Here is a 26,565-nt window from a genome sequence, read left to right as displayed (position 1 = left end):
AGGCGACGACAGCCGCGTCGCGAAACGACACCGGTCTTCGAACGGCCCCCGAGACGAGTCGCTCGAGAGCCGACGCTCCGCGCCGGTAAAAACAGGAAAACCGCCCGTTTCGCCCGGATTAGAGGACGTCGTCGAAGTCGTGGTGGCCGTGGATGTCGACGCCCTCGTCGGTGATCTCACAGAGGAAGACGCCGTTGCCGGAGCCGGTGTCGCGCTCGACGGCGGACTTGATGCCGCGTGCGGCGACGGTCTTGGCTTCCTCGGTGGACATGTCCGGTTCGTAGGCCTGCTCTAAGTGCCCGTAGGCGAGTTGCATCCCGCTCCCAGTGACGGTGTAGTCGTCTTCCATGACGCCGCCGGCGGGGTCGATGCTGTAGACGTGGCTGCCCTCGTCGTCGACGCCGCCGAGGATCGGGTGGATGGCGAAGAACGGGCCGCCGCGGGCGAAGTTGCCCGCAAGCGTCGCCAGCGCCTCGATGCTCATGTTCTCGCCGCGGCGGGCCTCGTAGAGGCTGACCTCGGCCCGAAGCGTCGAGATAAAGGACTGGGCACCGCCGACGGAGCCGACGAGCGTTAACGCGGCGGTCGGGTGGATCTGTTCGACCTTCTGGACGTTCTTGTTCGAGACGAACCGCCCGCCGAGGCTGGCGCGCATGTCCGTCGCGATGACGACGCCGTCGGCGGTCGAGATACCGATCGTCGTCGTTCCCGTCTTGTTGACGTTCTCGAGGTCGGCCTGCGTGAGATCGTTCTCGGGGAGGGAGCCGACCTCGGGCTCGTAGGGGTTCGGATCGTCGGCCAACTGCTCGACCGTCCGGGAGAAATCGGAGTCGTTCGTGGGCGTATGCATTGACCGACATCTACGGCCGGGACGATATAAAACACCGGCGGTCACAACCGTCGTTTCCGCTTCCGACGACGGGTCGAGCCGACGCGTGTCGGACGCCGGCGACGGGCCCCGCTCGAAGACGGACGCCATGATCGTCGCGGTCGTCCACGACAGCTGGAACTGTCAGATCGACGTGCGTCACGCCGGCGCGGTGTCGGGCGAGTGCTGGCCGATCGGGATGTCGACATCGATCTCGTCGTACCAGACGACCGGCCGCTTTGCGCGCCCGTTCTCCTCGAGGTCGACGAGGCCGTAGTCGGCGAGTTCGGTGACGTTGTCGGTCACCTCCGGCGGGTGACGGTCGACGATCCGGGCGAGTTCACGGATGCTCTCGGGTTCGTGATCAGCGATCGCCTCGAGCAGTTCGAGGTTCGTTGGTCGGAAGATCCGGCCGAACGTCTCGAGATCCTCGACAGAGAGCGTCGACGGCTTCGGGTCGACACTCTCGCCGGCATCGAGTGCTGCAAGCGTGTCCTCGAGGTCGCTGCGATCGGACGACGAGTTGATTCGGACGTGGAGTGTTCGGGTCATGGGTTTAGGGGGTAGGTCAGTCACCAGTCGGTTCGCTTGTCGAACGGAAGTGCTGCACGCCAGGCGCGATACAGCGTCTGTAGTCCCGGGTAGTCGATCTCGAATACCCGTGATCCGAGATGCAGTTCGTGGACGCCGTGGTGGTTGTCGAACCGGATGATCGGGTCGTCAGCACCGGTGTCACCGTAGTGGAAGGCATATTTGATGCCGTCCGGGAACTTCTCCGACTCAGGGACCGCGAGTATGCGGACGCGGGCGACAGTACCGTCCGCGTAGGCTTCGACCTCGTCGCGAACGACAGTAACGTCCTCGCTCATCCCTGTATGTTAGTATGGATCCTTACATAATAAGTGTTAGGTTGGAAACTAACATAGCCTCGGCCCTCCGAGCCGACGACGTTCACCGCCCCGTGAACTTCGGAATTGTAAGTTAGTTCAAAAGGGGTAGCGCCCGTCACCTCCAGTTGCCATGTCAACGACAACTGATCGCGACCGGCGAGAGATCGAGAGCGACCTCGGGCAGGAAGTCCCGCCCGAAGAGCCAACGCGGGCCACGTTAGAGATCGGTTACGGTCCCGATGGCGGCCGGACGATCTCGATCAACTCGGCCAGGAAGAGTGGACGCTCGAGTTCAACGACGAGGGAGAGTGCGTCGATTGCGACCCGCCGGCGCGGCTGCTGCCCAGTTGGCTGAACGACACGATGGAACTGGTCCGCGGAGAACTCTGAGAGAACGATGTCACTCGTCGATCATCGGAGCGTCGATCGGTTCGAACTCGGAGGCGTCGAGATCGTCTTCCAGATAGACCCCACCTTTGTCAGTAAGGCGGTAGAGGGCGCAATCGAGCCGTTCAGGAAGTCTGTACTCGACGAGTTTGCGACAGCGATCGCCGGCGTCGCCACAACTGATGTCGATCCGGGGATGTCCCCGTCACGGGAAGTGCGCGAGGCGTCACGTTCCCCTCGTCAGTCACCAGTTCCACGATCCGATCGTCGGCAGGTGACCACAGCCACTTCGCCGGCTGACGCAGATCTCGCGTAATCGGGTACGAATCTCGACACCTGGTCGAGGCTGCTCTCCTCGACACGCGAGCGGCCAGTCAGGGGCCGATACCGACTGCTCTTCGTCGGAGTGTTCGCGAAAACGAGCGACTCGAGTCGGGTCCTTAGCGTTGCGTCGATTCGTACGCCCCCTCGACGGTCTCGATGAGGCGGTGGATCGGGAGGGTGAGGCCGGCCTGTCGGGCGGCGATCGCGAGCGGCATCGCGACGATGCCGATCACGATACAGAGCTGGTACAGTGCGAACAGCGTCGCGTGGTACGCGCGGGATATCATCAGCGTTCGTCAGTCCCCAGACGGAGTCCCTATATAAGCCTTTGTGAAAATAGAGAATCATAATGATAGTAAATAGGCTATCGGGTCGACGCTTGCTTGCGATTCAACTACAGTTTCTGCAGGCCCAACTCGAGGCGTACTCGGATCGATCTACGGGTATGTCGGGGGGAATCGATCGGGGGATTTCCCGTAACTTATGCGAATAATGCGATTCACGTGCGCACGGTCGGCCGAAGCCGAGCGGCAGCCGTCGACGCTCGCCCTCGCCCCGAGCGAGTCGCCCGCCGACCCCCTCCGAACGGCCGCGGATAGCGACGCCGACGAACCGCAAGACAGGAAACCCCCCGGAACGACCACCACGTATGGGCAATTATCTCGTCGCGATGGAAGCGGCATGGCTCGTTCGTGACGTCGAGCAGATCGACGACGCGATCGGCGTCGCCGTCAGCGAAGCCGGGAAGCGACTCAACAGCGAAGACATGGACTACGTCGAGGTCGAGGTCGGCGCGACGGGCTGTCCCGCCTGTGGCGAACCCTTCGACTCGGCCTTTATCGCGGCCGACACCGCCTTGGTCGGACTCGCACTCGAGATGGAAGTGTTCAACGCCGACGGCGAGGAACACGCCTCCCGAATCGCGAAAAGCGAGGTCGGCGGCGCGTTGCGGGACGTGCCGCTGTCGGTCGTCGATATCGCCGAAGTCCCCGACGACGACGAGTAGCGACTCGCGACGCGGTGCCGAGGGACCCAAAGCTCTTTCTATAACCCGCAGTTATTGTTCCGTATGGAGCTTCCGACGCCCGCCGACCTGCGCCAACGTCGTACCGACCTCGGACTCACCCAGAGCGAACTCGCCGAGACGGCCGACGTCTCCCAGCCGCTGATCGCCCGCATCGAGGGCGGCGACGTCGACCCGCGGCTGTCGACGCTCCGACGGATCGTCAACGCGCTGGAGACGGCCGAGCACGACGTCATCCGCGCCGAGGACCTGATGAACGAGGCGGTCGTCAGCGTCGCGCCCGACGACCCGGTCAGCGAGGCCGCCCAGCGAATGGAGGAGGAGGCCTACTCCCAGCTGGCGGTCATTCAGGACGGGATTCCGGTCGGTTCGATCAGTCAGAGCGACCTCGTCCACCTCGACTCCGAGGACCGCGACGAACCGATCGAGGAACACATGAGCGAGAGCTTCCCGACCGTCTCGAAAGACGCCACGTTGGACGAGATCAGTAACCTGCTCGAGCATTACAAGGCCGTGATGATCACCGAGGCCGGCGAGACTGTCGGGATCATCACCGAGGCCGACGTCGCCGCTCGCCTCTCCTGACGGCCTCCTCGAGTCCATCACGAGTTCCGTCCGATTGTAGTAAACACCGGTCTTCGGGACCTTCAGTCCTTGTCACGACTCCAGCCGGCTCGGAATCGACGTATGCCCTTTCCAGTCGGGTCCATTACATCCACGTAGGAAGATGGATCACTACGATCGACTGCTCGTCGGCATGTTCGCGTCCCTGCTCCTCGGGGCCGTCCTCGGGCTGTATCTGGCCGTCGACGTTCGGTACGGCCTCCTCGCGGGCGCGCTGCTATCGACCGGATTCCTCTGGGATGCGATCGTTCGTCGCCCGCCGGTGCCGACGGCAGAGCCCCGATACACGGCGGCGATCGTCCTCTGGCACGGCGCCGTACTCGCCGCGCTCGTCGCCGGCGTGTAGTCCCGGCCCGCAGGATCGACGGGACCGATTTAAGCGACGCGGCCGCGTTTGCTGATTCATGTACGATTCCATTCTCGTTCCGACCGACGGCAGCGATCACGCGGCTCGAGTCGCCGGTCACGCGCTGGGGCTCGCGCGGTGGTTCGACGCGACGGTCCACGTCGTCAGCGTCGTCGACGTGAGCGCTGCAGGCGGCGTCTTCGACGCCGGCGGCGTCAGCCCGGCGTTCGTCGAGCGCCTCGAGGACGAAGCGGCGGCCGCGGTCGAACGAATCGAGACGATGACCGACACCGATCGGGTTCGGTCGGCGGTCCTGAAGGGCAGCCCGGCAGCGACGATCCTCGAGTACGTCGGGGAACACGACATCGATCTCATCGCGATGGGGACTCACGGCCGAACGGGCGTGAACCGCTATCTCACCGGCAGCGTCACCGAACGCGTCGTCCGTCAGTCGGACGTGCCGGTGATGACCGCCCGCGTGACCGAGCGAAGCGAGTGGGCCGGTGGCTACGACGAGATACTGTTGCCGACCGACGGCAGCGAGCCGGCCGCCGCCGCGGTCGACCACGCGCTCGCGATCGCGACGCGGGCGGACGCGACGGTCCACGTCGTCAGCGTCGTCGACGTCAGCACCGTCGCGGGCAGGCCGAGCATCATGGCCCCCAACGATATCCTCGCCCAGTTCGAGTCCGACGCGGAAACCGCGGTCGAAACGGTCGCCACGGCGGTGCGGGATGCGGGACTCGACGTCGAGACGCACGTCCAAAAGGACATCCCGTCGCAGGGTCTCCTCGAGTACGTCGATGACCACGACATCGACCTCGTCGCGATGGGGACCCACGGTCGGACCGGCTTCGATCGAGTCCTCCTGGGGAGTACGACGGAACGGTTCGTCAGACGCGCGCCCGTCCCGGTTCTCGCGGTCCGGCCCGCCGCCGGTTCGGAACCGAACTGATCGCCCTTCTGACACCCAGGTCAAACGGCCGGCGTACTCGCGATCGGATATACGTGACGCTCCTAAGAGCGGATTACCGGACTCAGTACGATACTTCGAACTCTCAATACGAGGCTGCACGAGCCGAAAGGGTGTCGTCGTCCTGGTGGTCGCCGAAACGATCCCCGCCCTTATTCCACGACCGAGGCGTTGATCGGAAACGGAGGTTACGATGGATCGAGAGTCACTTTCACTGACGGACGACGAGGAGTCGACGCGACGAAAGTTCATGAAACAGAGCGCTGCAGCGACGGCCGGGATGGCGCTCGTCGGCGCGGGGTCGGGCACGGCGACCGCACAGGACGACGGTATCCTCGACAGCCCCGACGAATCGTGGGGCGGGCTCATCTTCGCCAACAACTTCCACCCCGAGGCACGGTTCGCCATCGTCTCCGGCGTCGTCGAGTGGGCCCCTAACTACGGAGACGTACAGGACAGCTGGTTCACGGATTACAACACCTACCAGATCCGGTGGCTCAACACCGGCGAAGTCGTGTCGCTGTTCGTTTCAGAGGACACCAACCTCGGCCAGTACAACGAGGAGCTCGGGTACATCCCGGAACCGGAGGAAGGACAGAACTGGCCGCAGGTGTTCGAGATGAACCAGGAGTGGACGCCGTTCAGCGACAACCAGCAGCTCATCACGGTCAACGCGAACCCCATCAGCGACGAGGTCGCGGAGTCGATCCTCGCGAGCGACGACTGGTGGCGATCCGACGCCACGAACGGCGGCAATTAACGGATCGCGATCGGTGGTCGCTCGGCGCGTCGATCAACCGTCCCCGGCGATCGGCCGCTCTTTTTCGTCCGCACGCCACGACGATAGGGACCCTGACTCGAACCCAATCGCCGACGGGAGGATTCAGCCTCGCGGCTCGAGCAGGGACGCCATCACCGTCGACTCTGCCTTCTGAAGGTGTTCGGCCGCCGTCGCGGTCGCGCAGTCGAGTTCGTCGGCGACGGCTTCGGTCGTCACATCCCGCGGAACGTCGTAATAGCCCAGTTCGAGGGCCGTTTCGACCGCTTCACGCTGCCGGGGTGGTAGTCGGCCGACGACGCTGTCGGCGGCGACTCGCTTTCCACCGACCTGCACGAGGGTCACGCCGACGCCCTCGGGGACGCCGTCGACCGCGGTCTGGATGTCGGTCTCCGTCCCGACGATGGAGAACGTGTTCGTCCCGTCGTCGTTGCACTCGATCGGCGGTACCGTCATGAGGCTCCCGCGAGTGAAGTTCTCGAACAGCGCCCGCGCGGCGACCGAGACCTCTCCCTCGAGAAAGCAGTAACACGCCCGGTCCGTGATCGGGAGTACCTCGTAGTCCGAGACCATCGGGCTGTCGGCGAGTTCGCCTTCGAAACGCCGGTACTCGCCCTCGAGCCGGAACAGGAACCCCGTCGGCGGGGACGAGACGTTCCAGTTGACGATCAGGGCCCGCTCGAGGTAGCTCGCGCCGCCCGCGAGGCGTTCGTATATCGGCGGCGCGTACGCCCCTCGCGGACTGAGCGTGATGCGAACGCGTTTCATGAGTCAGCCTTCGAATAAGACGCTGAAAACGATTGCCCCCGGCGGGCCGCGAGCGAACGCAGCGCCGGCCCGCAGGGATAAACGGGGCCGATATTTTCGGCCGAACGGATACGTCCTCGCAGCCCCTCCGCTCGCGTATGCAGCGAAACGTCGGCGGACTGGATCGAATCGTCAGGGCCGTCCTGGGCAGTTGGGTGCTTGCGGTTGCCGTCGCCGCGCTGGTCGCCGGCCGCCGCGCGACCGCGGCAGTGCTGGCCGTCGGGGCGGCGGGCCTGCTGTTCAACGCGACGGCCCGCTTCTGTGGCGGCAACTACCTGTTAGGTATCGATACGACCGACGACGGCTCCTGTTCGCGGGAGTGACGGGGCACCCGAACCCGTAATCGGCGCGCCGTGTCGCTCGGCACTCGCTTACTGGTGGCCGGACACCGGCACCGGCTCGTAGGGCTCCTCGAGGTAGGCCATGTCGGAGTCCGAGAGGTCGATCTCGAGGGCTTCGACCGCCTGCTCTAGGTGTTCGACACTGGTGGTCCCGACGATCGGCGCGTCGACCCAGTCCTTGTGGAGCAGCCACGCGAGGGCGATTTGGGCCATCGTTGCACCCTTATCGGCAGCGACCTCGGCGACCCGCTCGTTGATCTCGCGGCCGCCGCCCTCGCGGTAGGGGTGTTCGTACAGGTACTCCTCGGTCTCGCCGCGGGCCGTCGCGTCGATCTCCTCGTGGGGCCGGGTGAGATAGCCCCGAGCCATCGGCGACCACGGGATGACGCCGACATCTTCCTTGTCACACAGCGGTAGCATCTCTCGCTCCTCCTCGCGGTAGACGAGGTTGTAGTGGTTCTGCATCGTTTGAAATCGCTCGAGGCCGAGCCGGTCGCTCGTCCCCAGGGACTCGGCGAACTGGTGGGCCCACATCGAGGAGGCACCGATATAGCGCACGTGGCCCCGGCGGACGGCATCGTCGAGCGCCCGCAGGGTCGTCTCGACGGGCGTGTCGTAATCCCACCGGTGGGGCTGATAGAGGTCGATCGTCTCCATCCCGAGCCGCTCGCGGCTGGCCGCCAGTTCCTGTTCGATCGCCTTCCGCGAGAGCCCGCCCGAGTTCGGGTCGTCCTCGCGCATCCGGAAGAACCCCTTCGTGGCGACGACCGCCTCGTCGCGACGGCCCTCGAGGGCCTCGCCGAGGATCCGTTCGGACTCGCCCCGGGAGTACATGTTTGCGGTATCGAAGAAGTTGATCCCCAGATCGATCGCCCGGTCGATGATCTCTTTGCTCGCTTCGTCCTCCAAGACCCACTCGCGCCAGTCGCTCGAGCCGAAGCTCATACAGCCCAGACAGATGCGGCTGACCTGCATGCCGGTCGACCCGAGGGTGGTGTATTCCATACCGGCGCTACGAGAACCGGCCGGAAAACGGTACGTGGTGCGGCAAACGATACCACATCGCTCGATTCCGGCATCGTCTCCTGAACCGGACGTGTGTTCGGCGCCGACGGTCCAGCGAGGGGTTCGTGATCCGTCGCCGGCTACCAGTGCCCGAACAGCCGCTGGATGACGGTGCGGTCGCTGGGTCGTTCGGCCAACAGGACCGAACTGTCGACCTCGTTGACGACGTCCATGTGCAGCGAGTCGCTCATCAGCCGCGAGATCACGCCCTCTTCGGTTGCGCCGATGAGGACGAGCGTGTTGTCCCGGGACCGGCGACAGATCTCTCGCTCGACGTCACCGGAGTCGTCGACGACGAGTTCGGCGTCCTCGAGGTCGCGTTCGGCGGCCCACTCGGCGAGGAACTCCTCGCCGCGTTCCCGGTCGTCGGGGCTGGCGACGACGTGTTGCAGCGTGATCTCGGCACCAGAATGGTCCCGGAGCGTACGCGCGACTTCGGCACTCAGATCCGAGTCCGGGCCGCCGGCGGTCGGGAGCAGAATCCGGGAGGTATCCAGCTCCCGGTCCTTGAGGATGAGGAAGTCACAGGGGAGGTTGCTGGTCAGTTCGTTCATCCGGCCCTCGGCACGGCCCTGGCCCCAGGGACGGTCATCGCCCCAGCCGAGAACCACGAGATCGGCCCGTTCCCGTTCCGCGGTGTCGAAGACGTCCTCGAACGAGCGATGCGAGACGACCGTCGACGTCTCGAAGTCGACGTCGTAGGAGGCCGCGCGCTGGCGGACGGTCTCCATGCGGTCCTCAGACTCGGAGACGATGCGTTCGGTCTGTCCCGCGCCATACCGCATCGACGACCGGCCGGGCATCTGGACGATGTGGACGGCGTGGACCGTCGCGTTCTCGTGGCCGCTGGCGAGCCGGCAGGCCAGATCGACGATCGTCGACTCCGTGCGGGGGTTGGCGATCGGGACGAGGACCCGGTAATCGCCGTTCTCGCTCGCGTGGGCCTCCGCGGTGTCGATCAGCGGCACGTACGAGCGGCCGGCATAGCTGCCGAACAGCCACTCCCGAATCGAGAGTTGGCGGTCGGCCCCCTCGAACCGGGCCGACTCGAGGCGGTGTTCGCTGGTCTGGAAGTAGTTGACGACGGTGACGAGGACGATCCCGCCGATGGTGTTGCCGAGCAGGACCGGCAGGACGAACCCGTAGAGTCCGGTCAGGACGGCGAGTTCGCCGGCCAGGACCAGATAGACCATCTCGGTAAAGGAGACGACGACGTGGAACAGATCGCCCAGCGGGATCGCGAGGAAGGCCATGTAGACGACGACCAGCCGCGAGATGGTATCTCGGGAGGCGTAGACGATCCAGACGACGCCGGCGACGATCAGGCCCGCGAAGGCCGCCTTGGAAAACAGCGTCCACCACGACGTCTCGACGCCGTGTCGGGCGAGATCCATCGCCGCGGCCGCCGAGTCGTCGTCAAAGACGCCGCCGTAGGAGAGCGCGAGCGCGCCGAGCGCGCCGCCGGCGAAGTTGCCCACGAGGACGATCGACCAGTGACGAAGCAGTGCGGGAATACTGGCCAACCGCTCCAAGGTGAGCGCGACCGGCGGCAGCGTGTTCTCGGTGTAGAGCTGGTAGCCGCCGATGATGATGTAGATAAAGCCCAGCGGATACAACAGCTTGCTCAGTATGGGATGACCGTCGGTCGAGGCGGTCAACGTCGCGTACAGCAGAAACGTGATCGTGATGGCGAAACCGGCCGCGAGGCCGCTGAAGAACAGTTCGCGACCCCCCGAGGTGACCTCCTCGTCGGCGGCCGCGACGATCCGCTGGAAGATCTCGTCGGAGGAAAACCGGTCGCGCACGACCGCGCCGACCGCCGGGGCCCCGCTTCTGGATCGTTCGACCGCTTCGCGGACCTGTTCTTGCTCCGTCGAGTCGTCGGTCCTGTAGCCCCCGCCGGGCGGCTCTCGGTTCGTCCGTTGCCGGTCGGGAGGATCCGAATCGCTCATTACCGCATACGCATTCGGGAAGCGACTAATCGTTTCGGATCTCCCCCGGTTCCGCCGGACGGCGCCGGCGCCCGATCCCCGTCAGAGCGACTCCGGCTCGAGGCGGTCGACGCCGCGTTGCAGCGCGAGGAACGCGGCGATCGCGAGCAGGCAGTAGCCGGCGAGCAGTCCCCATGTGGTCGTCGTCGGATTGCCGATCGCGAACTTCGCGACGGTGTTTGCAGGGTGTTCCGGCAGGACCGTCGCGACGACCAGCGCGCCGACGGTGGCCATGGAGTAGAGCAACTGTGCCTGTCGCCTGTCGGGGGCCCACAGCGCGACCGCGACGCCGCCGGTCACCACGAGCAAGGACAGCGCGGCGACCAGCGCGACGAGCGCGACCGGGCCGGCGATCGCCGTCCCGTTGACGGCGAGCAGCGCCAGCCAGGCGATCGCCTGGACCGGTGCCAGCGCCGCGATCGCCAGCAGCTTCGCATCGACCACCTCGGCGAGCGACAGCGGCGCGACCCGGAGCAGCTCGAGGGTGCCCCGCTGGCGCTCCTCGATCAGCGAGTCGACGGCGATCGAGCCGCTGATGAACACCGGCAGGAAGCAAAGCAGCGGCACCAGGATCGTGTAGGTGAAGCCGACGTACGGGCTGGCCTCGATCTCGCTCGGCACGGGGACCGGCGAGCGCTCGAGGCGGCCGGCGTCGGCGTTTCGCTGGCGCTCGACGCGCTCGACCTGCTGGAGGGTGTCCCGTAACTGGACCACGAGCAGGGTCGTCCGGATCCCCTCCTCCGGAGCCGTCACCCTGACGCTGAGCCGACCGTCGTCGTTCCGGTTGGCGTCGAGGACGGCCGAAACGGACCCGGCATCGAACGCCTCGTAGGCCGCCCCACGGTCGTCGAATTGCCGGGCAGTGACGCCGTCGCGTTCGTTCGCGACCGACAGCAGGGTCTCGGTGTCGTCGCCAGTGACCGCGACATCTAGCTCGTAGCTGTCGACGGCCCCAGGATCGTACAACGAGACGAGCCCGACGACCAGAAACGAGGAAAAGGCCGCGATGAACAGCTGGATCGCCAGCGCCAGGATGATCGTCTTCTCGGAGCGCAGCGATCCCAGCTCGCGGCGGGCAACCGCCCACCTAGCTCGCCGGCTCGAGCCGGTGTCGGCCTCGCCGTCGGCTTGCGGCGGGTTCGGGCCGCGCGGTTCCGAATCCCGGTCCCGACCGGGATCGCCGTTACGCGACAAGGGTCAACACCCCCAGGTTGTACGCGACGTGAACGATCGTCGCCGCGAGGAAGCCGACGGCGTAGCCGGTCCGCCCGCGGCTGGCACCGACGGCCGAGCAGATTGCGGTCACGACGTGCAGGGCAAGCGGTGCGAGGAACACGACCGCGAGTAGTAGCGGATCGCTCGAGACGGCCGGGCCGAACGCGGCGGTTCCGACCGGCAGGTCCGGGAGGCCGACGAACTGGACGACGTGGGTGACCTTCTCGCCGAGGAAGAAGCCGGCCCCCGAGAACGCGCCGAGGACGACGGCGGTCTTCGCGGTGGCGTCGAACCGCGAGCGGGCGAACCCGGCGTAGACGCCGACGCTTTTGGCCAGTTCCTCGATCGCGGCGGCGGCGACGACCATGGCCGGTACCGCGACGACCTCCGGGACGGCGAACAACAGCGCGACCGAGAGGAGTTGGCCGGCGAAGACGAACGGAATAAAGAGGATCGACAACAGGGCAACGCTCCGGCGGCCGTGGAGCCGGTTCGCGACCGCGTCGAGGACCTTCGCCGGGATCGGCTTCTGGGCGAACATGTCCTCCTCGCGGTAGACGCCGACCCCGAGCAGGAACAGCACCGCCGCGCTCAGGTAGAACGGCCCCGTCGAGAACAGGTACTCGCCGAGCCGAACCGACTCGTCCTGTAAGTCCATCACGATCAGCGTCAGCGGCGAGATCAGCGCGATCGGGTTCACGTCGGTGAAGATCGCCGGAATGAACGTATACGTCGTCAGAAAGACGCTGATCGTGACCGTCACGAACGTGAGTTCTTTGAACGAGCGGGCAAACATCGCGCCGGTAAACGACGCTGCCAGGAAGAGCAGGGCGATCGGCAGCGCCGCGGCGACTGCGAGCGGGCTCCCGCCGATACCGACCGCAATCGCGACGACGATCCCGACGAGTCCGAGCAGATACGGCAGTGTCTTCCCCGCGACGATCTCGCGGCTCGAGGCCGGCGACACCAGGAGGAGTTCGCCGCGGCGGTTGAGCCGTTCGTCCATGATCGTACTCCCGTAGGCCTGAATCACGAAGTTCATCGGCACGACGAACAGGAAGGCCAACACGAGCGAGTCGAAGGGGAACGGCGGCGCGATCGAGCCGGGCGTCCCCGGCGCGCTCGAGGCCCCCGAGTCACCGCCGACGTTGGGGACTTGGAGGCGGTCGTTGCCGCCGTCGTCCCCGCCCCCGCCGCCACCGGTCGCGGGTTCGTCACCGTCGCTGTCGGTCCCGCCGTCGGTGGTTCCGTCCCCGCCATCGCTCGATTCGTCCGCGGTTCCGCCCCCGTCGTCGCTCGTCCCGTCGGCGGTCGTCCCCCCGAGGTCGCGGTCCTGATACTCGAGGGAGACGAGGACAGGGTAGGCCGCTGCCTGGTCCGACTCCCGATCCATCAGGTTCGCGTTGTACGTCTCCACTGCGCTCCGGAACTCGTCGTAGGCCGCCGCGCCGTTCGGGCCGTCGTGGGCGATCCGCCCGTCGCGGGTCACCACCACGTCGACGTTTGCGTCCTCCCGAAGCGCGATGGTGTCGGCGTTCCCGCCACCGGATTCGGCCACTACGTCTTCCAGTGGGACCGGGCGAAACTGCTCTGCTTCGACCGCGACGTCGTGGTACTGACTCTCCTCGGCGACGCCGACGACGTATATCTCGCGCTCGAGGCCGAGCCCCTCGTCAGAGACGGAGACGCCGGCGGTTCCGGCCGCGAGGACCAACACAACGAGCGCGACCGCCGTCTTCCGGTCGACGGTGCCCGCGCTGGAGGTGACTTCCCAGCGGGCGATCCGGCCCGTGCGCGCGATGGAGTTGGAGAGCCGTCGGAGGCGGTCGGCGAACGCACTGCGGCGGCCGTCACTCACGCCTCCGTCTCCTCCGGTTCGCTGGCGACCTCGAGGAAGATCTCCTCGAGGCTCGGCGTCTTCGTCTGGATGTCGGTCACGCGGCCGCCGGCGGCCTCGACGGCCTCTCGAACGGCCTCGACGGTGGCCATATCGGCGACGACGTGGCGGATCTGGCCGTTCTCCTCGGTGACCTCGAGCGGCGAGTCGGCGTCGGCCGGCCCGTCGCTACCGTCGGCCGTCGCGTAGACGTGGTACTCGGTGCCGCCGTGGGCCTCGCGGATCGCCTCGAGCGTGCCGCGGGCGACGATCCGACCGTCGTTCATGATGATGAGTCGGTCGCAGATGCTCTCGACGTGAAAGAGGTTGTGCGCGCTGAAGACGATCGTCTTCCCCTCGTCGCTCAGCTCGCGGGTGAACTCGATGATGTAGTTGGTCGTCAGTGGGTCCAGTCCCGAGGCGGGCTCGTCGAAGATCAACACGTCGGGATCGTTGACCAGCGCCCGCGCGATCGCGACCTTCCGTTGCATCCCCTTGGACATGTTCCCGATCCGTCGGTCCCGGTGTTCGAGATCGAGGCGGTCCAGCGAGTCGTGGATCCGCTCGGTGGCCACGTCCGCGGGCACGTCGTAGAGATCCGCGAAGAACTCGAGGTAGCCGACCGCGGTCATCTCCTCGTAGAGCGGGGACTCCTCGGGGAGGAAGCCGAGTCGGCGCTGCATCTCGCGCTCGCCGGGGGTGTGGCCGGCGACGACGGCGGTGCCGTCGGTGGGCTCGATCAGCCCGGCCAGCACCTTCAGCGTCGTCGTCTTGCCCGCACCGTTGGGGCCGACGACGCCGAAGACCTCGCCGCGTTCGATCTCGAAGGAGCTGCCCTCGACGGCGGTGAAGCCGCCGTATTCCTTCCGGAGGTCGTCCACTTCGAGTATCGCCATTCGATAGTCCGACGGAGGGAGCCACCCCAGTAAAGTCTAGTGGTGACGACAGTCAGGTCCGGGAACCGATCAGCCGCGGTCAGGCGTAGGCGTCGTTGAACTCGCGTTCCCGGCGCATCAGTTCGTGGACGCCGTGTTCGAGGATGCCCCGTCCCATCGCCGTCGGCCGATAGTAGGTGTAGAAGCCGCTGCTATCTGGCGTCCGCCGCTGTCGTTTATCGACCAGTCCGACGTCGACCAGTTCGTCCAGGTGATAGTGGAAGTTGTGCGACGCCACGTCGACGGCGTCGTTGAACGCCGACGCACTCAGTTCGTCGTTCGCGACCAGCGTTCGCAGCAACCGGTACCGGACCGGATGGCCGATCGCCCGCTGCATGTCGAGGTACTCCTCGAGCGTCAACCCGCTGTTCTCCGGGAGCGGCGGCTCCGGCCGCCGGACGTCCCCTGCGTCTCGGTTAGTTGCGTCTGCCATACCGTCTCGTGTGAATCGCTTGTCGCCCGATCGACTTAGGCGTTGTCTACTAGAGAACTCTCTATAGCGGCCGGTTTTATATGTGATCCCTCGGTAGCCGACGCCAATGCGACAGCGTATCATCGAGAATCTCCCGCGGGACTGCGGCGATTCCGACGCGCTCTCGCCCGTCGAACGGGAGCGGTTTCTGGTGTACGTGATGGGTCCGTACCGAACGTTCGACGTCGAGGCCCTGCTCCCGGACGACGCCGATTCGACCGACGACGCTCTCCCGTCGTTCGCGACGTGGAACGAGCGCTCCGGGTCGTACGCGGAGGACGACGTTCTCCGGCTGCTACAGGAGACCCGAGACTGTCTGCGCGAGCGCGGCTTCAACGCCTTTCTGGCGATCGATGTCGGGATCGATCTCGAGGAGATGGACGCGGCGACCCAGAGCATCGAGTTCGCCAGGGCCAGCAACGCGACGGTGTTCGTCGCACCTGCCGTCGGTGACAACCTCGGTGTCGGGATCGAGATCGGGAGCGTCCTCGAGGACATGCTCGGATCGGACGCCGACGGGGATCCGGCCGACGCGAACCCGCCGCGGCGCGCCGAGCGGTTCATGGTGGCGACGGAACCGGACGTCCGAAGCGCGATGCTCGGTGCCGTGCATACGCGCTGGGACGGGAGTGTCAGGACCTTCGACGACGCAACCGCGCTCTGTCGGCTGTGCGCCCAGTTCTGTACGCACGTCCAGAACGAAGAGCTGTACGGCGACCTCCGACGGCTAGACTGAGCCGCCCCGCCCGTCGGCGTGAAACCCTCATATCCGAGGAGCGGCTAGGGAACCCATGACTCGAGTTCGGACCGCGACGACCCCGGACGGCCGCCGCCTCGAGGTGTCGCACGTCCTCTCGGTTCCCGCGGCCGAGGCCTGGGACCTCCTGGTCGACACGACCCGCTGGCCGGAGTGGTCGCCGCTGGTCAACGGCGTCGAGGCGACCGACCGGCGGCTTCGTCCCGACACGCGGGGACGGATCCGTGTGCCGGGTGCGTGGGTCCCGTTCCGGATCACGTCGTGTACGGAACGGCGCTGGACCTGGCGCGTGACTGGGATCCCCGCAGCCGGCCACCGCATCGACGACCTCGGCGAACGGCGGTGTCGGATCGCGTTCGAACTCCCCGTCCACGCTGCGGGTTCGGTCCCCGTCTATCTGCGGGCGCTGGAGAACCTCGAGACGTTGCTCGAGAGCGACCCGCCGGCGGAGTAGCGCCGGCCGTGACCCGCGTTCGCGACGGAGACGGTCGGGAGCTACGGCGGTCGCTCGAGCGAGAACCGATCCCCGGTTCGGGCGTACCGGCTCCCCGCGAGTCGACCGAGAGCGTCGATCTCGTCGACGTCGATCTTCCCGTCGGTCGTCACCGATTCCTTGATGTGGACGTGTTCGACTTCACCCAGCACGAGCGTCGAGCCGCCGACGTCGACGAGGTCGTGGAGGGAACACTCGAAGGTCACCGCGGCGTCGGCGACCCGCGGTACGTCGACCGCGCTCGAGGCGGCGCGCTCGAGGCCGGCGTGGTCGAACTCGCTCTCGTCGGCCGACAGCGTGGCGCTGGTCTCGTTCATCGCTTCGGCGAGGTCCGCAGTGACGAGGTTGACGACGAACTCGCCGGTGTCGCGGGCGTTTCGCGGCGTGTCCTTGAGCCCGTCGGCTCCATCGACCGGCGCGAACAGCAGGACCGGTGGGTCGACCGACGCCACGGTGAAGAAGCTGTACGGCGCGAGGTTGTCGACGCCGTCCTCGCTCGTGGTACTCACCCACGCGATCGGCCGGGGGACGACCGCGCTCGAGAGGATCCGATAGAGCGAGCCGTCGTGGTCGGCGGCATCGATTTCGAGGGCGTCGGACCCGTCCGTTCCGGCCGTTCCGCCGTCGGTCATCGCCGTCTCACCCGTCGGGCCGGCGTCGGCGCTGCCGGTCGCCGCGCACAATCTACTAACACGATGATACCCGGTTCGTATGCGAACTACTAAAACGGTTCGCGACGTAGGCGGCGGTACTCAATGGCATCCCAACGGCCCGAACCCCGCGAACAGGACGACGGCGCCTGTCCCGTGATCGCCTCCCTCGAGCAGATCGGCTCCAAGTGGCGACTGGCGGTCCTCCACGAGCTACTGGACGGCGAACAGCGCTTCAACGAACTCAAGCGCTCGACGGGCGCGAACGCCCGCACCCTCTCGCGGGTCCTCGACGACTTAGGCGAGATGGGCTTCGTCGAACGACGCATCGAGGAGGACGCCCCCGTCGCCACCTTCTACAGCCTCACCGACAAGGGCGAGTCTCTCGAGCCGGTTTTCGGCGAGATCGAGTGCTGGGCGGGTAGTTGGCTCGAGGAGAGCGCGCTCGAGGCGTAGCTCCGGACGGCGAGAACAGTGCCGGGGTTCTCGATGTGATTACTCGTCGGTCTCGAGTTCGACCAGCTCGAGCGACCGATCGAGGTGACAGACCTCGTGTGGCGGCTCGCCGACGATTTCGGCGATGCGGTACTCCTCGTCGAAGGCGACGCCGTCGGGCTCGCAGTACTCGTGACTCGGACACTCGACGTAGGGGCAGGGGCCGGGGAGGCTGGTCTTGCTGCCGGCGAAGGCACCCTTCGACGTGATGTTCGCGCGCACGGAGACCGGCTCGACCTCGACGGCCCGGACCCCGCCGTCGTGCATGGCACACTCGAGGGTCTGTGCGTTCTCGCGGATGGAGGTGACCTGATACTTCGTGCCCGGCGAGAGATTGAGACACTGGCTCCGGTACGGACAGCCGGCACAGGCGTCGGCTTCGCCCTCGTAGATGAACTCGGTCCCCGGTTCGGCCAGCCGGGACCCGACGAGCGTAACGGTCGACATGGGAACGGATACTCGCCACTGGCGGTTAAGGGTCACGTCACGGCGGCCGCGACGGTCCAGTCGATCACCGCTTCGGGAGTCAGTCCTCGCAGCCGTCGCCGGTGAGGTCGTCGAGTCGCTCGAAGTACGCCTCGCGGGGAACCTGATACAACCCGCGGTAGTCGATCTCGCCGTCGTCGAACCGCCGGGCGAGTGCGACCGTTTCCTCGAGGGCCGCGTCGCGCGTCGGGTACCGGAGCGTCTCGTTCAGCGAGACGTCGGGCTCGAGATAGAGCGTGACGAACCAGTCCGCGGTGTCGGCGGTGTCGCCGGGGTGAACGCCGGGACGTCGGGTTCGCTTGCCGTGGGTGAGATACAGCGTCGGCAGACAGGGAGCGGGGAAGTCCGCGGCGTCGAAGACATCCGGTCGGTACGCGAGGACGAGCCGGCCGTCCTCGCCCCGACTCCAGACCTGCCAGGCCTCGGGGAGCCGCGAGTCGATACCCCCGTCGTCAGCGGTCGAGTCCGACATAGCCTCCGATAGACGCCCCGCGCCTAAATCCCCCTCGTCACGGTGGCCAGAGGGACGAGGGTGGTCCAGTGACTCGCTGCGACCACGAACTGGCGCGCGCGAGCCCACACTGCCCATGCAGGCTGGCAACTTATACCGTAGTCGCCCGAATGTGGGGTGTGATACCTATGCCCAATATATGTTTCTAGCAGAATTCGTGTGGAAAGAGGTTCTGACAAATACCTTTTGGGGCTAAGGTTAAGTAGCTGGATTACTCACTCATTAAATACTATCGGTATCCGATCGCCGGACCGATCCACTCCGCGCCCGTCCCCGGCGCACCGTTGCTCGACCCCCGACACGGTGTTGCGCAACGGAGAGTGGTGAAAGGTGACAGATGACACGCTACCACGCCGCCCACGAACGGGTCACGCTCCCCGAGAGTCCCCTCGAGGAGCCCGACGAGTTCGACGCTCACGTCGGGTACAGCGAGGCGACGGATTCCGACGGTTCGGCCGCGAGACGCCTCGGCTGGTCGAAGACGTCCGCTTTCACTCCGTGCGATCACGGACGACCGCAAACGGGGGGAACCCACTCAACGATACCATGACCGGTGACATCGAGACACTCGAGCAGCTCAGTACCGATTACAAAGAGTCGATGCCCGCGGACCTGCGGGAGACCAAGTCCTTCGACTGGTACCTCGAGGAAGTATACGAGGACCCGAAGGTGGCCCGCAACGCCCACCAGCGCGTCGCGGACATGTTCGACTACTACGGCACCACCTACGACGAAACCGAGGGGATGGTCGAGTACCAACTCGCCAGCGAGGACCCGCTCGGTGACGGCGAGAACACCTTCTACGGGAAGGTGATCCACCAGTCGATCCACGAGTTCGTCAACAAGGTCAAATCCGGCGCTCGCCGGCTCGGGCCGGAACGGCGGATCAAGCTCCTGCTGGGGCCGGTCGGCTCCGGGAAGTCCCACTTCGACAAACAGGTCCGGCAGTACTTCGAGGACTACACGCTCCGCGAGGACGGCCGGATGTACACCTTCCGGTGGACGAACCTCTGTGACGTCATCCAGGACCAGGACCCGGCCGACGACACCGTCCGGTCGCCGATGAATCAGGACCCGCTCGTCCTCCTGCCGCTCGAGCAGCGCCAGCGGGTCATCGACGATCTCAACGAGAACCTCGATGCCCCCTACACCATCCAGAACGAGCAGGCGCTCGATCCGGAAAGCGAGTTCTACATGGACAAGCTGCTGGCCTATTACGAGGACGACCTCCAGCAGGTCCTCGAGAACCACGTCGAGATCGTCCGCTTCGTCGCCGACGAGAACAAGCGACAGGGCCTCGAGACCTTCGAGCCCAAGGACAAGAAGAACCAGGACGAGACCGAGCTCACCGGCGACGTCAACTACTCGAAGATCGCCATCTACGGCGAGTCGGACCCGCGGGCGTTCGACTACTCCGGCGCGTTCTGTAACGCGAACCGGGGGATCTTCAGCGGCGAAGAGCTGCTCAAACTCCAGCGGGAGTTCCTCTACGACTTCCTCCATGCGACTCAGGAACAGACGATCAAGCCCAAGAACAACCCCCGGATCGACATCGACCAGGTGATCGTCGGCCGGACGAACATGCCCGAGTACAAGGACAAGAAGGGCGACGAGAAGATGGAGGCCTTCAACGACCGTACCAAGCGGATCGATTTCCCCTACGTCCTCTCCTACGAGGACGAGGCCAACATCTACGAGAAGATGCTGCAAAACGCCGACGTTCCCGACATCAACGTCGAGCCACACACCCTCGAGATGGCGGGGCTGTTCGGCGTCTTGACTCGCATCGAGGAACCCGACACCGAGACCGTCGGGCTGCTCTCGAAGGCCAAAGCCTACAACGGCGAGATCGACGAGGGCGACGATATCGACACGAAAAAGCTCCGCGAGGAAGCCGAGGCGAAAGCCGAGATCGGCGAGGGCATGGTCGGGGTCTCACCGCGCTTTATCGGCGACGAGATCGCCGAGGCGATCATGGACTCCAAACACCGCCAGCGCGGGTTCCTCTCGCCGCTAACGGTCTTTAACTTCTTCGAGGAGAACCTCGAACACCACGGCTCCATCCCGGAGGACAACTTCGAGCAGTACTACCGCTACCTCGAGACGGTCCGCGAGGAGTACAAGGAACGCGCCATCGAGGACGTCCGCCACGCCTTGGCCTACGACATCGACGAGATCCAGCGCCAGGGCGAGAAATACATGGACCACGTGATGGCCTACATCGACGACGACACCATCGAGGACGAGTTGACGGGCCGCGAGCAAGAGCCCGACGAGACGTTCCTGCGCTCGGTCGAGGAGAAACTCGACATTCCCGAGGACCGCAAAGAGGACTTCCGACAGGAAGTCTCCAACTGGGTTTCCCGCCGCGCCCGCGAGGGCGAGGCGTTCAACCCGCAGGACAACGAGCGCCTGCGCCGTGCCCTGGAACGCAAGCTCTGGGAGGACAAGAAACACAACATCAACTTCTCCGCGCTGGTGTCGGCCAACGACTTCGACGACGACGAACGCTCCGCGTGGATCGACGCGCTGATCGAACAGGGCTACTCCGAAGGCGGCGCGAAGGAAGTACTCGAGTTCGCCGGCGCGGAGGTCGCCAAAACCGAGATGGAAGACTAACATGACCGGACACGACTACGTCACCGAGGCCGACCGCGCCCTCGAGGAGACCTACGAGGAGCCGATGAGCCTCGCGGCGTACGTCGATCGGCTCTTCGAGAACCCACAGATTGCCTCCCACGCCTCGAAGTACCTCCTCGAGGCGATCGAGGCCGCCGGCACCCGCACGGTCGTCGAGGAGGGCGAGGAGAAGGAGCGCTACCGCTTCTTCGACGACCCGTACAACGACGGCGAACACGCCATCTTGGGCAACACCGAGGTCCTGAACGGGTTCGTCGACGACCTGCGGTCGATCGCCGCGGGCCGGGCGAAAGACGAGAAGATCATCTGGTTCGAGGGCCCGACGGCGACGGGCAAGTCCGAACTCAAGCGGTGTCTGGTCAACGGGCTGCGCGAGTACTCGAAGACGCCCGAGGGCCGCCGGTACACCGTCGAGTGGAACATCTCGACCGCCGAGGGCGGCGAGCGCGGACTGAGCTACGGCGACGACGGCGGCACGAGCGCCGCCGACGAACAGAACTGGTACGAGAGCCCGGTCCAGGCCCATCCTCTGTCGGTGTTCCCCGACGCCGTCCGCGAGGACCTGCTCGCCGAGTTGAACGACGAACTCGACGATCACGTCCCGATTCAGGTCGACGCGGCGCTGGACCCCTTCTCGCGGGAGGCCTACGACTTCCTCGAGGAACGCTATCGCCGACGGGGCGAGGACGACCTGTTCTCGGCGATCACCGACGAGGATCACCTGCGCGTGAAAAACTACGTCGTCGACGTCGGACAGGGCGTCGGCGTCCTCCACTCCGAGGACGACGGTCGGCCCAAGGAACGGCTCGTCGGCTCGTGGATGCACGGGATGCTTCAGGAACTGGACTCGCGGGGCCGGAAGAACCCGCAGGCCTTTAGCTACGACGGCGTCCTGTCGCAGGGCAACGGCGTCCTCACCATCGTCGAGGACGCGGCCCAGCACGCCGACCTCCTCCAGAAGCTGCTGAACGTCCCCGACGAACAGTCCGTGAAACTGGACAAGGGGATCGGGATGGACGTCGACAGCCAGATGCTGATCATCTCCAACCCCGATCTCGAGGCCCAGCTCAACCAGCACTCCGATCGAAACGGAATGGACCCGCTGAAGGCGCTGAAGCGGCGCCTGGACAAACACCGCTTTGGCTACCTGACGAACCTCAGCCTCGAGACGGAGCTGATCCGGCGCGAGCTAACCAACGAGACGGCGGTCTGGGAAGCCGGGAGCTACGACGAACTCGCCGACCGGATCCGCGCGCCGGTGCGGGTGACGATCAAGGACCGCGACGGCGAGACGCGGGTCCAGGAGTTCGCGCCCCACGCGATCGAGGCGGCCGCGCTGTATGCCGTCGTCACGCGACTGGACGAGGAAACCCTCCCGAACGGGCTCGATCTCGTCGACAAGGCACTGATCTACGATCAGGGCTACCTGCAGGAGGGCGACAGCCGCCGCGAGAAAGAGGAGTTCGACTTCGACGACGACGGCAACGACGGCGATCACGGCATCCCGGTGACGTACACGCGGGACACGCTCGCGGAACTGCTCCAGACCGACCGCGACCGCCACCACGCCGACCTCCCGGTCGAGGACGTCGTCATGCCCCGCGACGTCCTCAACGCGATGGTCGAGGGGTTGGTCGACGCGCCGGTGTTCTCGACGGGCGAGCGCTCCGAGTTCGAGAACCGCGTCGTCCCCGTGAAAAACTACGTCTACGACCAGCAGGAGAGCGACGTCATCGAGGCAATCATGTACGACAAGCGCGTCGACGAGGAGACCGTCGCCGAGTACGTCGAACACGTCTACGCGTGGGAGACCGAGGAACCGCTGTACAACGACCGCGGCGAGCGGGTCGAGCCCGATCCGCTGAAGATGAAGCTGTTCGAGATCGAACACCTCGGCCGGTTCTCCGAGAGCGAGTACGAGGGGAATCAGCCCCGCGAGAGCGTCCGGAACTTCCGCCGCGAGAAGGTCATCACGTCGTTGAACCGCCACGCGTGGGAACACCGCGACGAGGACTTCTCGGTCGAGGACGTCGATCTCACCGCGATCCCGGTGATCAAGACCGTCCTCGAGAGCCACGACTGGGACGACGTCGAGCGGACCTTCGAGGACTTCGATCCACGACAGTGGAGCGATCCGCCGAGCGACACCCAGACCGCGGCGGTCAAGGAAGACACGATCGAGACCATGGTCGACCTCTTCGGCTACTCGGCGGCGTCGGCCGAGCTAACCAGTAGACACGTCATGGGACAGGTGAGTTACAGATGGGACTGAGAGACGACCTCGAGCGGTTCCGCGAAGTCGGCGAGGAGCGGCGCGAAGACCTGGCCGACTTCATCCAGTACGGCGACCTCGCGGGGAGCGGCCCCGGCGAGATCAACATCCCGGTCAAGATCGTCTCGCTGCCGGAGTTCGAGTACGATCAGCGCGATCAGGGCGGGGTCGGCCAGGGTGAGGACGGGACCCCCGACGCCGGGCAGCCGGTCGGCCAGCCACAGCCCCAGCCGGGCGACGACGGCGAGGACGGCGAGCCCGGCGAGGAGGGCGGCGACCACGAGTACTACGAGATGGACCCCGAGGAGTTCGCCGAGGAACTCGACGAGGAACTCGGGCTCGACCTCGATCCCAAGGGGAAGAAGGTCGTCGAGGAGAAGGAGGGACCGTTTACCGACCTCACCCGGACCGGTCCCAACAGCACGCTCGACTTCGAGCGGATGTTCAAGGAGGGACTCAAGCGCAAGCTCGCGATGGACTTCGACGAGGAGTTCCTGCGGGAACTCTGCAAGGTCGAGGGGATTTCGCCCCGCGGGGTCTTCGAGTGGGCCCGCGGCGAGAACCTCCCGGTGTCGATGGCCTGGATCGAAGAGGCCTACAAGGACATTCCGGACGAGGAGCGCGGTACATGGGACTCCATCGAGGCGGTCGAGGAAAACGTCGAGCGCGAGAGCGTCCAACAGAAGATCCGCCGCGAGGGGATCCAACACGTCCCCTTCCGCCGCGAGGACGAGCGCTACCGCCATCCCGAGATCATCGAGGAAAAGGAGAAGAACGTCGTGGTCGTCAACATCCGGGACGTCTCCGGCTCGATGCGCGAGAAGAAACGCGAACTCGTCGAGCGGACCTTCACCCCGCTGGACTGGTACCTGCAGGGCAAGTACGACAACGCCGAGTTCGTCTACATCGCCCACGACGCCGACGCCTGGGCGGTCGAGCGCGACGAATTCTTCGGCATCCGCAGCGGCGGCGGGACGAAAATCTCGAGCGCGTACGAACTGGCCCAGCAGCTCTTGGAGGAGTACCCCTGGAGCGACTGGAACCGCTACGTCTTCGCGGCGGGGGACTCCGAGAACTCCTCGAACGACACCGAGGAACGGGTCATCCCGCTGATGGAGGAGATCCCGGCGAACCTCCACGCTTACGTGGAGACCCAGCCGTCGGGCAACGCGATCAACGCCACCCACGCCGAGGAACTCGAGCGCCACTTCGGGACCGACGCCGACGACGTGGCGGTGGCCTACGTCAACGACCAGTCGGACGTGACCGACGCGATCTACGACATCCTCTCGACGGAGGGCGAATCAGATGAGTAAACGCAACTCCAACGCGGACCGCTTCCGCAAACAGGCGATCGCGGGCGAGCTCGAGGAGCCGGTCGAAGAGGCCCGCAATCTGGCCGAGAAACTCGGCCTCGAGCCCTACCCCGTGAAGTACTGGATCATCGACTACGACGAGATGAACGAACTCATCGCCTACGGCGGGTTCCAGTCTCGGTATCCCCACTGGCGGTGGGGCATGCAGTACGACAAGCAACAGAAACAGGGCCAGTACGGCGGCGGGAAGGCCTTCGAGATCGTCAACAACGATAACCCGGCCCACGCCTTCCTGCAGGAGTCGAACACGGTGGCCGACCAGAAGGCGGTGATCACCCACGTCGAGGCCCACTCGGACTTCTTCGCGAACAACGACTGGTTCGGCATGTTCACCGGCGGCCAGGCCGACGAGGATCAGGTCAACGCCGCCGCCATGCTCGAGCGCCACGCCAGAGCCATCGACGAGTACATGTCCGATCCCGACATCGACCGCGCCGAGGTCGAGAAGTGGATCGACCACTGTCTGAGCCTCGAGGACAACATCGACCAGCATCAGGTCTTCACCCGTCGGCTCGATGTCGACGGTCCCGCGGGCGAGATCGACGAGGATCTCGCCGAGAAGTTGGACGAACTCGACCTCTCCGACGAGATCAAAGGCGAGGTCTTCGACGCGGAGTGGGTCGAGAAACTCGAGGGCGAGGAGATCACCGGGAGCTTCCCGGAGGAGCCACAGAAGGACCTGCTGGCGTTCGTCCGCGAACACGGCAAGCAGTACGACGCGGAGGCCGGCCGCGGCGTCGAGATGGAAGAGTGGCAACGCGACATCCTCGATATGATGCGCGCGGAGGCCTACTACTTCGCCGCCCAGAAGATGACGAAGGTGATGAACGAGGGGTGGGCCGCCTACTGGGAATCGACGATGATGACCGACGAGGCCTTCGCCGGCGACGACGAGTTCCTCAACTACGCCGACCACATGGCGAAAGTCCTGGCCTCGGGCGGGCTCAACCCCTACAGCCTCGGGATGGAACTCTGGGAGTACGTCGAGAACACCACCAACCGGCAGGAAGTCCTCGAGGCTCTGCTGCGCGTCGAGGGCGTCTCCTGGCGCAACCTCACCGACGTCGTCGACTTCGACGACGTCCTCGAGACGCTCGAGCCGCCCGCGGCGCTCGAGACGATTTCGCCCGACACGCTCGACGACGTCGCGACACTGCCCGACGAGTGGGTCGATCACGAGGCGCTCGAGCGGGCCCGCGAGGGCGAGATAGACGTCGAGAAGTACCCCTGGAAGGTCCTGACCTACGAGGGGCTGGCCCGCCGGCACTACTCGCTGGTCAAGCGCCAGCATCGGGGCTTCCTCAAGCGAGTCAGCCAGAACGACCTCGAGCGGATCGGCCGCTACCTGTTCGACGACGCGCGGTACGACTCCGTCGCGGACGCGCTCGCGGAGATCGACTACGCGGCCGGCTGGGACCGGCTGTTCGACGTCCGGGAGAGTCACAATGACGTGACCTTCCTCGACGAGTTCCTGACTCAGGAGTTCATCACGGAGAACAACTACTTCACCTACGAACACTCGCAGGCGACGGGGCAGTTCCACGTCGCCAGCGACGCCGCCGCGGACGTCAAGAAGAAACTGCTCTTGCAGTTTACCAACTTCGGGAAGCCGACCATCGCCGTCTACGACGGCAACTACAACAACGCCAACGAACTGTTGCTCGGTCACCAGTACAACGGCGTCATGCTCGATCTCGGGCAGGCAAAGGAGACGCTGAAGCGGATCTTCGAGCTGTGGGGCCGGCCGGTGAACCTGCTGACGATCGTCAAGGAGGTCGACGAACACGACATCGAGGTCGCAAAGCGGCGCAACCGCGAGCCCGACGCCGAAGAGCAGGGCAAACTGATCCGATACGACGGCCAGACGATGACGACCGAGGACGTCCCCTGGGAGGAGGTCGAACACCTCGCGGCCGACGACGTGGACTACGACACGAAGCCCGACGAGTGGCTGGCCTGAGCCGGTCCG

28 protein-coding genes are annotated in these 26,565 nt (G+C 65.7%); 14 read left to right on the top strand and 14 right to left on the bottom strand.

Going from position 1 to position 26,565, the window contains the following annotated elements; translation table 11 throughout:
* Window positions 1-118: 118 nt before the first annotated feature.
* The 3 genes from psmB to NP511_RS03550 form a co-directional block, all read right to left on the bottom strand.
* Window positions 119-850, bottom strand: a complete 732-nt coding sequence (psmB, locus tag NP511_RS03560) for an archaeal proteasome endopeptidase complex subunit beta (RefSeq protein WP_049964440.1) — start codon at window positions 848-850, stop codon at window positions 119-121.
* A gap of 177 nt (window positions 851-1,027) precedes the next feature.
* A complete protein-coding gene (locus NP511_RS03555) occupies window positions 1,028-1,420 on the bottom strand; it encodes an HVO_A0114 family putative DNA-binding protein (protein ID WP_006648937.1) in 393 nt (130 codons plus the stop codon).
* A 20-nt stretch (window positions 1,421-1,440) separates the two neighbouring features.
* Complete coding sequence (locus NP511_RS03550; RefSeq protein WP_049964439.1) at window positions 1,441-1,737, bottom strand: toxin-antitoxin system TumE family protein; 297 nt, start codon at window positions 1,735-1,737, stop codon at window positions 1,441-1,443.
* A gap of 418 nt (window positions 1,738-2,155) precedes the next feature.
* Here NP511_RS03550 and NP511_RS03545 point away from each other — a divergent pair, with 418 nt between their 5' ends.
* Complete coding sequence (locus NP511_RS03545; RefSeq protein ID WP_049964438.1) at window positions 2,156-2,461, top strand: hypothetical protein; 306 nt, start codon at window positions 2,156-2,158, stop codon at window positions 2,459-2,461.
* A gap of 124 nt (window positions 2,462-2,585) precedes the next feature.
* On the opposite strand, the gene NP511_RS03540 is transcribed toward NP511_RS03545, so the two are convergent.
* A complete protein-coding gene (locus NP511_RS03540) occupies window positions 2,586-2,756 on the bottom strand; it encodes a hypothetical protein (RefSeq protein ID WP_006181765.1) in 171 nt (56 codons plus the stop codon).
* Between the two features lie 362 nt (window positions 2,757-3,118).
* Between NP511_RS03540 and NP511_RS03535 the strand changes: the two genes are divergently transcribed.
* The 5 genes from NP511_RS03535 to NP511_RS03515 all read left to right on the top strand — a co-directional run bounded on the left by NP511_RS03535 (window position 3,119) and on the right by NP511_RS03515 (window position 6,196).
* Window positions 3,119-3,475 (top strand): DUF555 domain-containing protein, encoded by a 357-nt coding sequence (locus NP511_RS03535; RefSeq protein WP_006181764.1) that lies wholly within the window; start codon window positions 3,119-3,121, stop codon window positions 3,473-3,475.
* A gap of 63 nt (window positions 3,476-3,538) precedes the next feature.
* Window positions 3,539-4,078: a CBS domain-containing protein gene (locus NP511_RS03530; RefSeq protein ID WP_049964437.1), complete on the top strand. Its 540-nt coding sequence runs from the start codon at window positions 3,539-3,541 to the stop codon at window positions 4,076-4,078.
* A 142-nt stretch (window positions 4,079-4,220) separates the two neighbouring features.
* Window positions 4,221-4,463, top strand: a complete 243-nt coding sequence (locus NP511_RS03525) for a DUF8015 family protein (RefSeq protein WP_006648934.1) — start codon at window positions 4,221-4,223, stop codon at window positions 4,461-4,463.
* A 58-nt stretch (window positions 4,464-4,521) separates the two neighbouring features.
* The gene (locus tag NP511_RS03520; RefSeq protein ID WP_049964436.1) at window positions 4,522-5,418 is read left to right on the top strand and encodes a universal stress protein; all 897 of its coding nucleotides are present in this window, start codon (window positions 4,522-4,524) and stop codon (window positions 5,416-5,418) included.
* 211 nt (window positions 5,419-5,629) lie between these two features.
* Window positions 5,630-6,196: a twin-arginine translocation signal domain-containing protein gene (locus NP511_RS03515; RefSeq protein ID WP_049964435.1), complete on the top strand. Its 567-nt coding sequence runs from the start codon at window positions 5,630-5,632 to the stop codon at window positions 6,194-6,196.
* A 123-nt stretch (window positions 6,197-6,319) separates the two neighbouring features.
* Here the strand turns inward: NP511_RS03515 and NP511_RS03510 are convergent, their stop codons facing one another.
* Entirely contained in the window at window positions 6,320-6,982 is a 663-nt protein-coding gene (locus NP511_RS03510; protein ID WP_049964434.1) for a helix-turn-helix domain-containing protein, read from the bottom strand.
* A 137-nt stretch (window positions 6,983-7,119) separates the two neighbouring features.
* Here NP511_RS03510 and NP511_RS03505 point away from each other — a divergent pair, with 137 nt between their 5' ends.
* On the top strand, window positions 7,120-7,344 hold the full coding sequence (locus tag NP511_RS03505) for a YgaP family membrane protein (protein ID WP_006181759.1): 225 nt from the start codon (window positions 7,120-7,122) through the stop codon (window positions 7,342-7,344).
* 48 nt (window positions 7,345-7,392) lie between these two features.
* Here NP511_RS03505 and NP511_RS03500 read toward each other — a convergent pair whose 3' ends face one another.
* The 6 genes from NP511_RS03500 to NP511_RS03475 form a co-directional block, all read right to left on the bottom strand.
* Window positions 7,393-8,367, bottom strand: coding sequence for an aldo/keto reductase (locus NP511_RS03500; RefSeq protein WP_006648931.1), 975 nt, complete (start codon window positions 8,365-8,367; stop codon window positions 7,393-7,395).
* Window positions 8,368-8,507: 140 nt separating this feature from the next.
* A complete protein-coding gene (locus NP511_RS03495; protein WP_049964433.1) occupies window positions 8,508-10,379 on the bottom strand; it encodes a formate/nitrite transporter family protein in 1,872 nt (623 codons plus the stop codon).
* A gap of 81 nt (window positions 10,380-10,460) precedes the next feature.
* Window positions 10,461-11,612, bottom strand: coding sequence for an ABC transporter permease (locus tag NP511_RS03490; RefSeq protein WP_049964431.1), 1,152 nt, complete (start codon window positions 11,610-11,612; stop codon window positions 10,461-10,463).
* A complete protein-coding gene (locus tag NP511_RS03485) occupies window positions 11,602-13,491 on the bottom strand; it encodes an ABC transporter permease family protein (RefSeq protein ID WP_049964430.1) in 1,890 nt (629 codons plus the stop codon). The genes NP511_RS03490 and NP511_RS03485 overlap by 11 nt, the downstream gene beginning before the upstream one ends.
* On the bottom strand, window positions 13,488-14,405 hold the full coding sequence (locus NP511_RS03480; RefSeq protein ID WP_049964428.1) for an ABC transporter ATP-binding protein: 918 nt from the start codon (window positions 14,403-14,405) through the stop codon (window positions 13,488-13,490). The genes NP511_RS03485 and NP511_RS03480 overlap by 4 nt, the downstream gene beginning before the upstream one ends.
* Before the next feature lie 79 nt (window positions 14,406-14,484).
* Window positions 14,485-14,877 (bottom strand): winged helix-turn-helix domain-containing protein, encoded by a 393-nt coding sequence (locus NP511_RS03475; protein WP_049964426.1) that lies wholly within the window; start codon window positions 14,875-14,877, stop codon window positions 14,485-14,487.
* Between the two features lie 106 nt (window positions 14,878-14,983).
* Between NP511_RS03475 and NP511_RS03470 the strand changes: the two genes are divergently transcribed.
* Together NP511_RS03470 and NP511_RS03465 are read left to right on the top strand one after the other, a co-directional pair.
* Window positions 14,984-15,652, top strand: coding sequence for a DUF7509 family protein (locus tag NP511_RS03470; protein ID WP_049964425.1), 669 nt, complete (start codon window positions 14,984-14,986; stop codon window positions 15,650-15,652).
* Window positions 15,653-15,707: 55 nt separating this feature from the next.
* A complete protein-coding gene (locus NP511_RS03465; protein WP_049964424.1) occupies window positions 15,708-16,127 on the top strand; it encodes an SRPBCC family protein in 420 nt (139 codons plus the stop codon).
* 41 nt (window positions 16,128-16,168) lie between these two features.
* Here NP511_RS03465 and NP511_RS03460 read toward each other — a convergent pair whose 3' ends face one another.
* Window positions 16,169-16,798: a flavin reductase family protein gene (locus NP511_RS03460; protein ID WP_049964561.1), complete on the bottom strand. Its 630-nt coding sequence runs from the start codon at window positions 16,796-16,798 to the stop codon at window positions 16,169-16,171.
* Window positions 16,799-16,921: 123 nt separating this feature from the next.
* Here NP511_RS03460 and NP511_RS03455 point away from each other — a divergent pair, with 123 nt between their 5' ends.
* Window positions 16,922-17,272, top strand: coding sequence for a winged helix-turn-helix transcriptional regulator (locus NP511_RS03455; RefSeq protein WP_006648922.1), 351 nt, complete (start codon window positions 16,922-16,924; stop codon window positions 17,270-17,272).
* A 39-nt stretch (window positions 17,273-17,311) separates the two neighbouring features.
* On the opposite strand, the gene NP511_RS03450 is transcribed toward NP511_RS03455, so the two are convergent.
* Both NP511_RS03450 and NP511_RS03445 read right to left on the bottom strand, forming a co-directional pair.
* Entirely contained in the window at window positions 17,312-17,758 is a 447-nt protein-coding gene (locus NP511_RS03450) for a UPF0179 family protein (protein WP_006181749.1), read from the bottom strand.
* A gap of 79 nt (window positions 17,759-17,837) precedes the next feature.
* Entirely contained in the window at window positions 17,838-18,269 is a 432-nt protein-coding gene (locus tag NP511_RS03445) for a DUF5820 family protein (protein ID WP_049964421.1), read from the bottom strand.
* Between the two features lie 585 nt (window positions 18,270-18,854).
* Here NP511_RS03445 and NP511_RS03440 point away from each other — a divergent pair.
* From NP511_RS03440 to NP511_RS03425, 4 genes are read left to right on the top strand one after another with little or no spacing between them, the layout of a single operon-like run.
* Window positions 18,855-20,927 (top strand): PrkA family serine protein kinase, encoded by a 2,073-nt coding sequence (locus tag NP511_RS03440; RefSeq protein WP_049964419.1) that lies wholly within the window; start codon window positions 18,855-18,857, stop codon window positions 20,925-20,927.
* A gap of 1 nt (window position 20,928) precedes the next feature.
* Window positions 20,929-23,220, top strand: coding sequence for a PrkA family serine protein kinase (locus NP511_RS03435; protein WP_049964417.1), 2,292 nt, complete (start codon window positions 20,929-20,931; stop codon window positions 23,218-23,220).
* Window positions 23,211-24,536, top strand: coding sequence for a YeaH/YhbH family protein (locus NP511_RS03430; protein ID WP_049964415.1), 1,326 nt, complete (start codon window positions 23,211-23,213; stop codon window positions 24,534-24,536). The genes NP511_RS03435 and NP511_RS03430 overlap by 10 nt, the downstream gene beginning before the upstream one ends.
* Window positions 24,529-26,556, top strand: a complete 2,028-nt coding sequence (locus tag NP511_RS03425; RefSeq protein WP_049964414.1) for a SpoVR family protein — start codon at window positions 24,529-24,531, stop codon at window positions 26,554-26,556. The genes NP511_RS03430 and NP511_RS03425 overlap by 8 nt, the downstream gene beginning before the upstream one ends.
* Window positions 26,557-26,565: the final 9 nt, after the last annotated feature.

It is taken from the genome of Natrinema thermotolerans (assembly GCF_031165565.1).
Taxonomy (GTDB): domain Archaea; phylum Halobacteriota; class Halobacteria; order Halobacteriales; family Natrialbaceae; genus Natrinema; species Natrinema thermotolerans.
The sequence above is the reverse complement of the archived record's forward strand: the minus strand, read 5'-3'. Positions and strand labels throughout refer to the sequence as shown.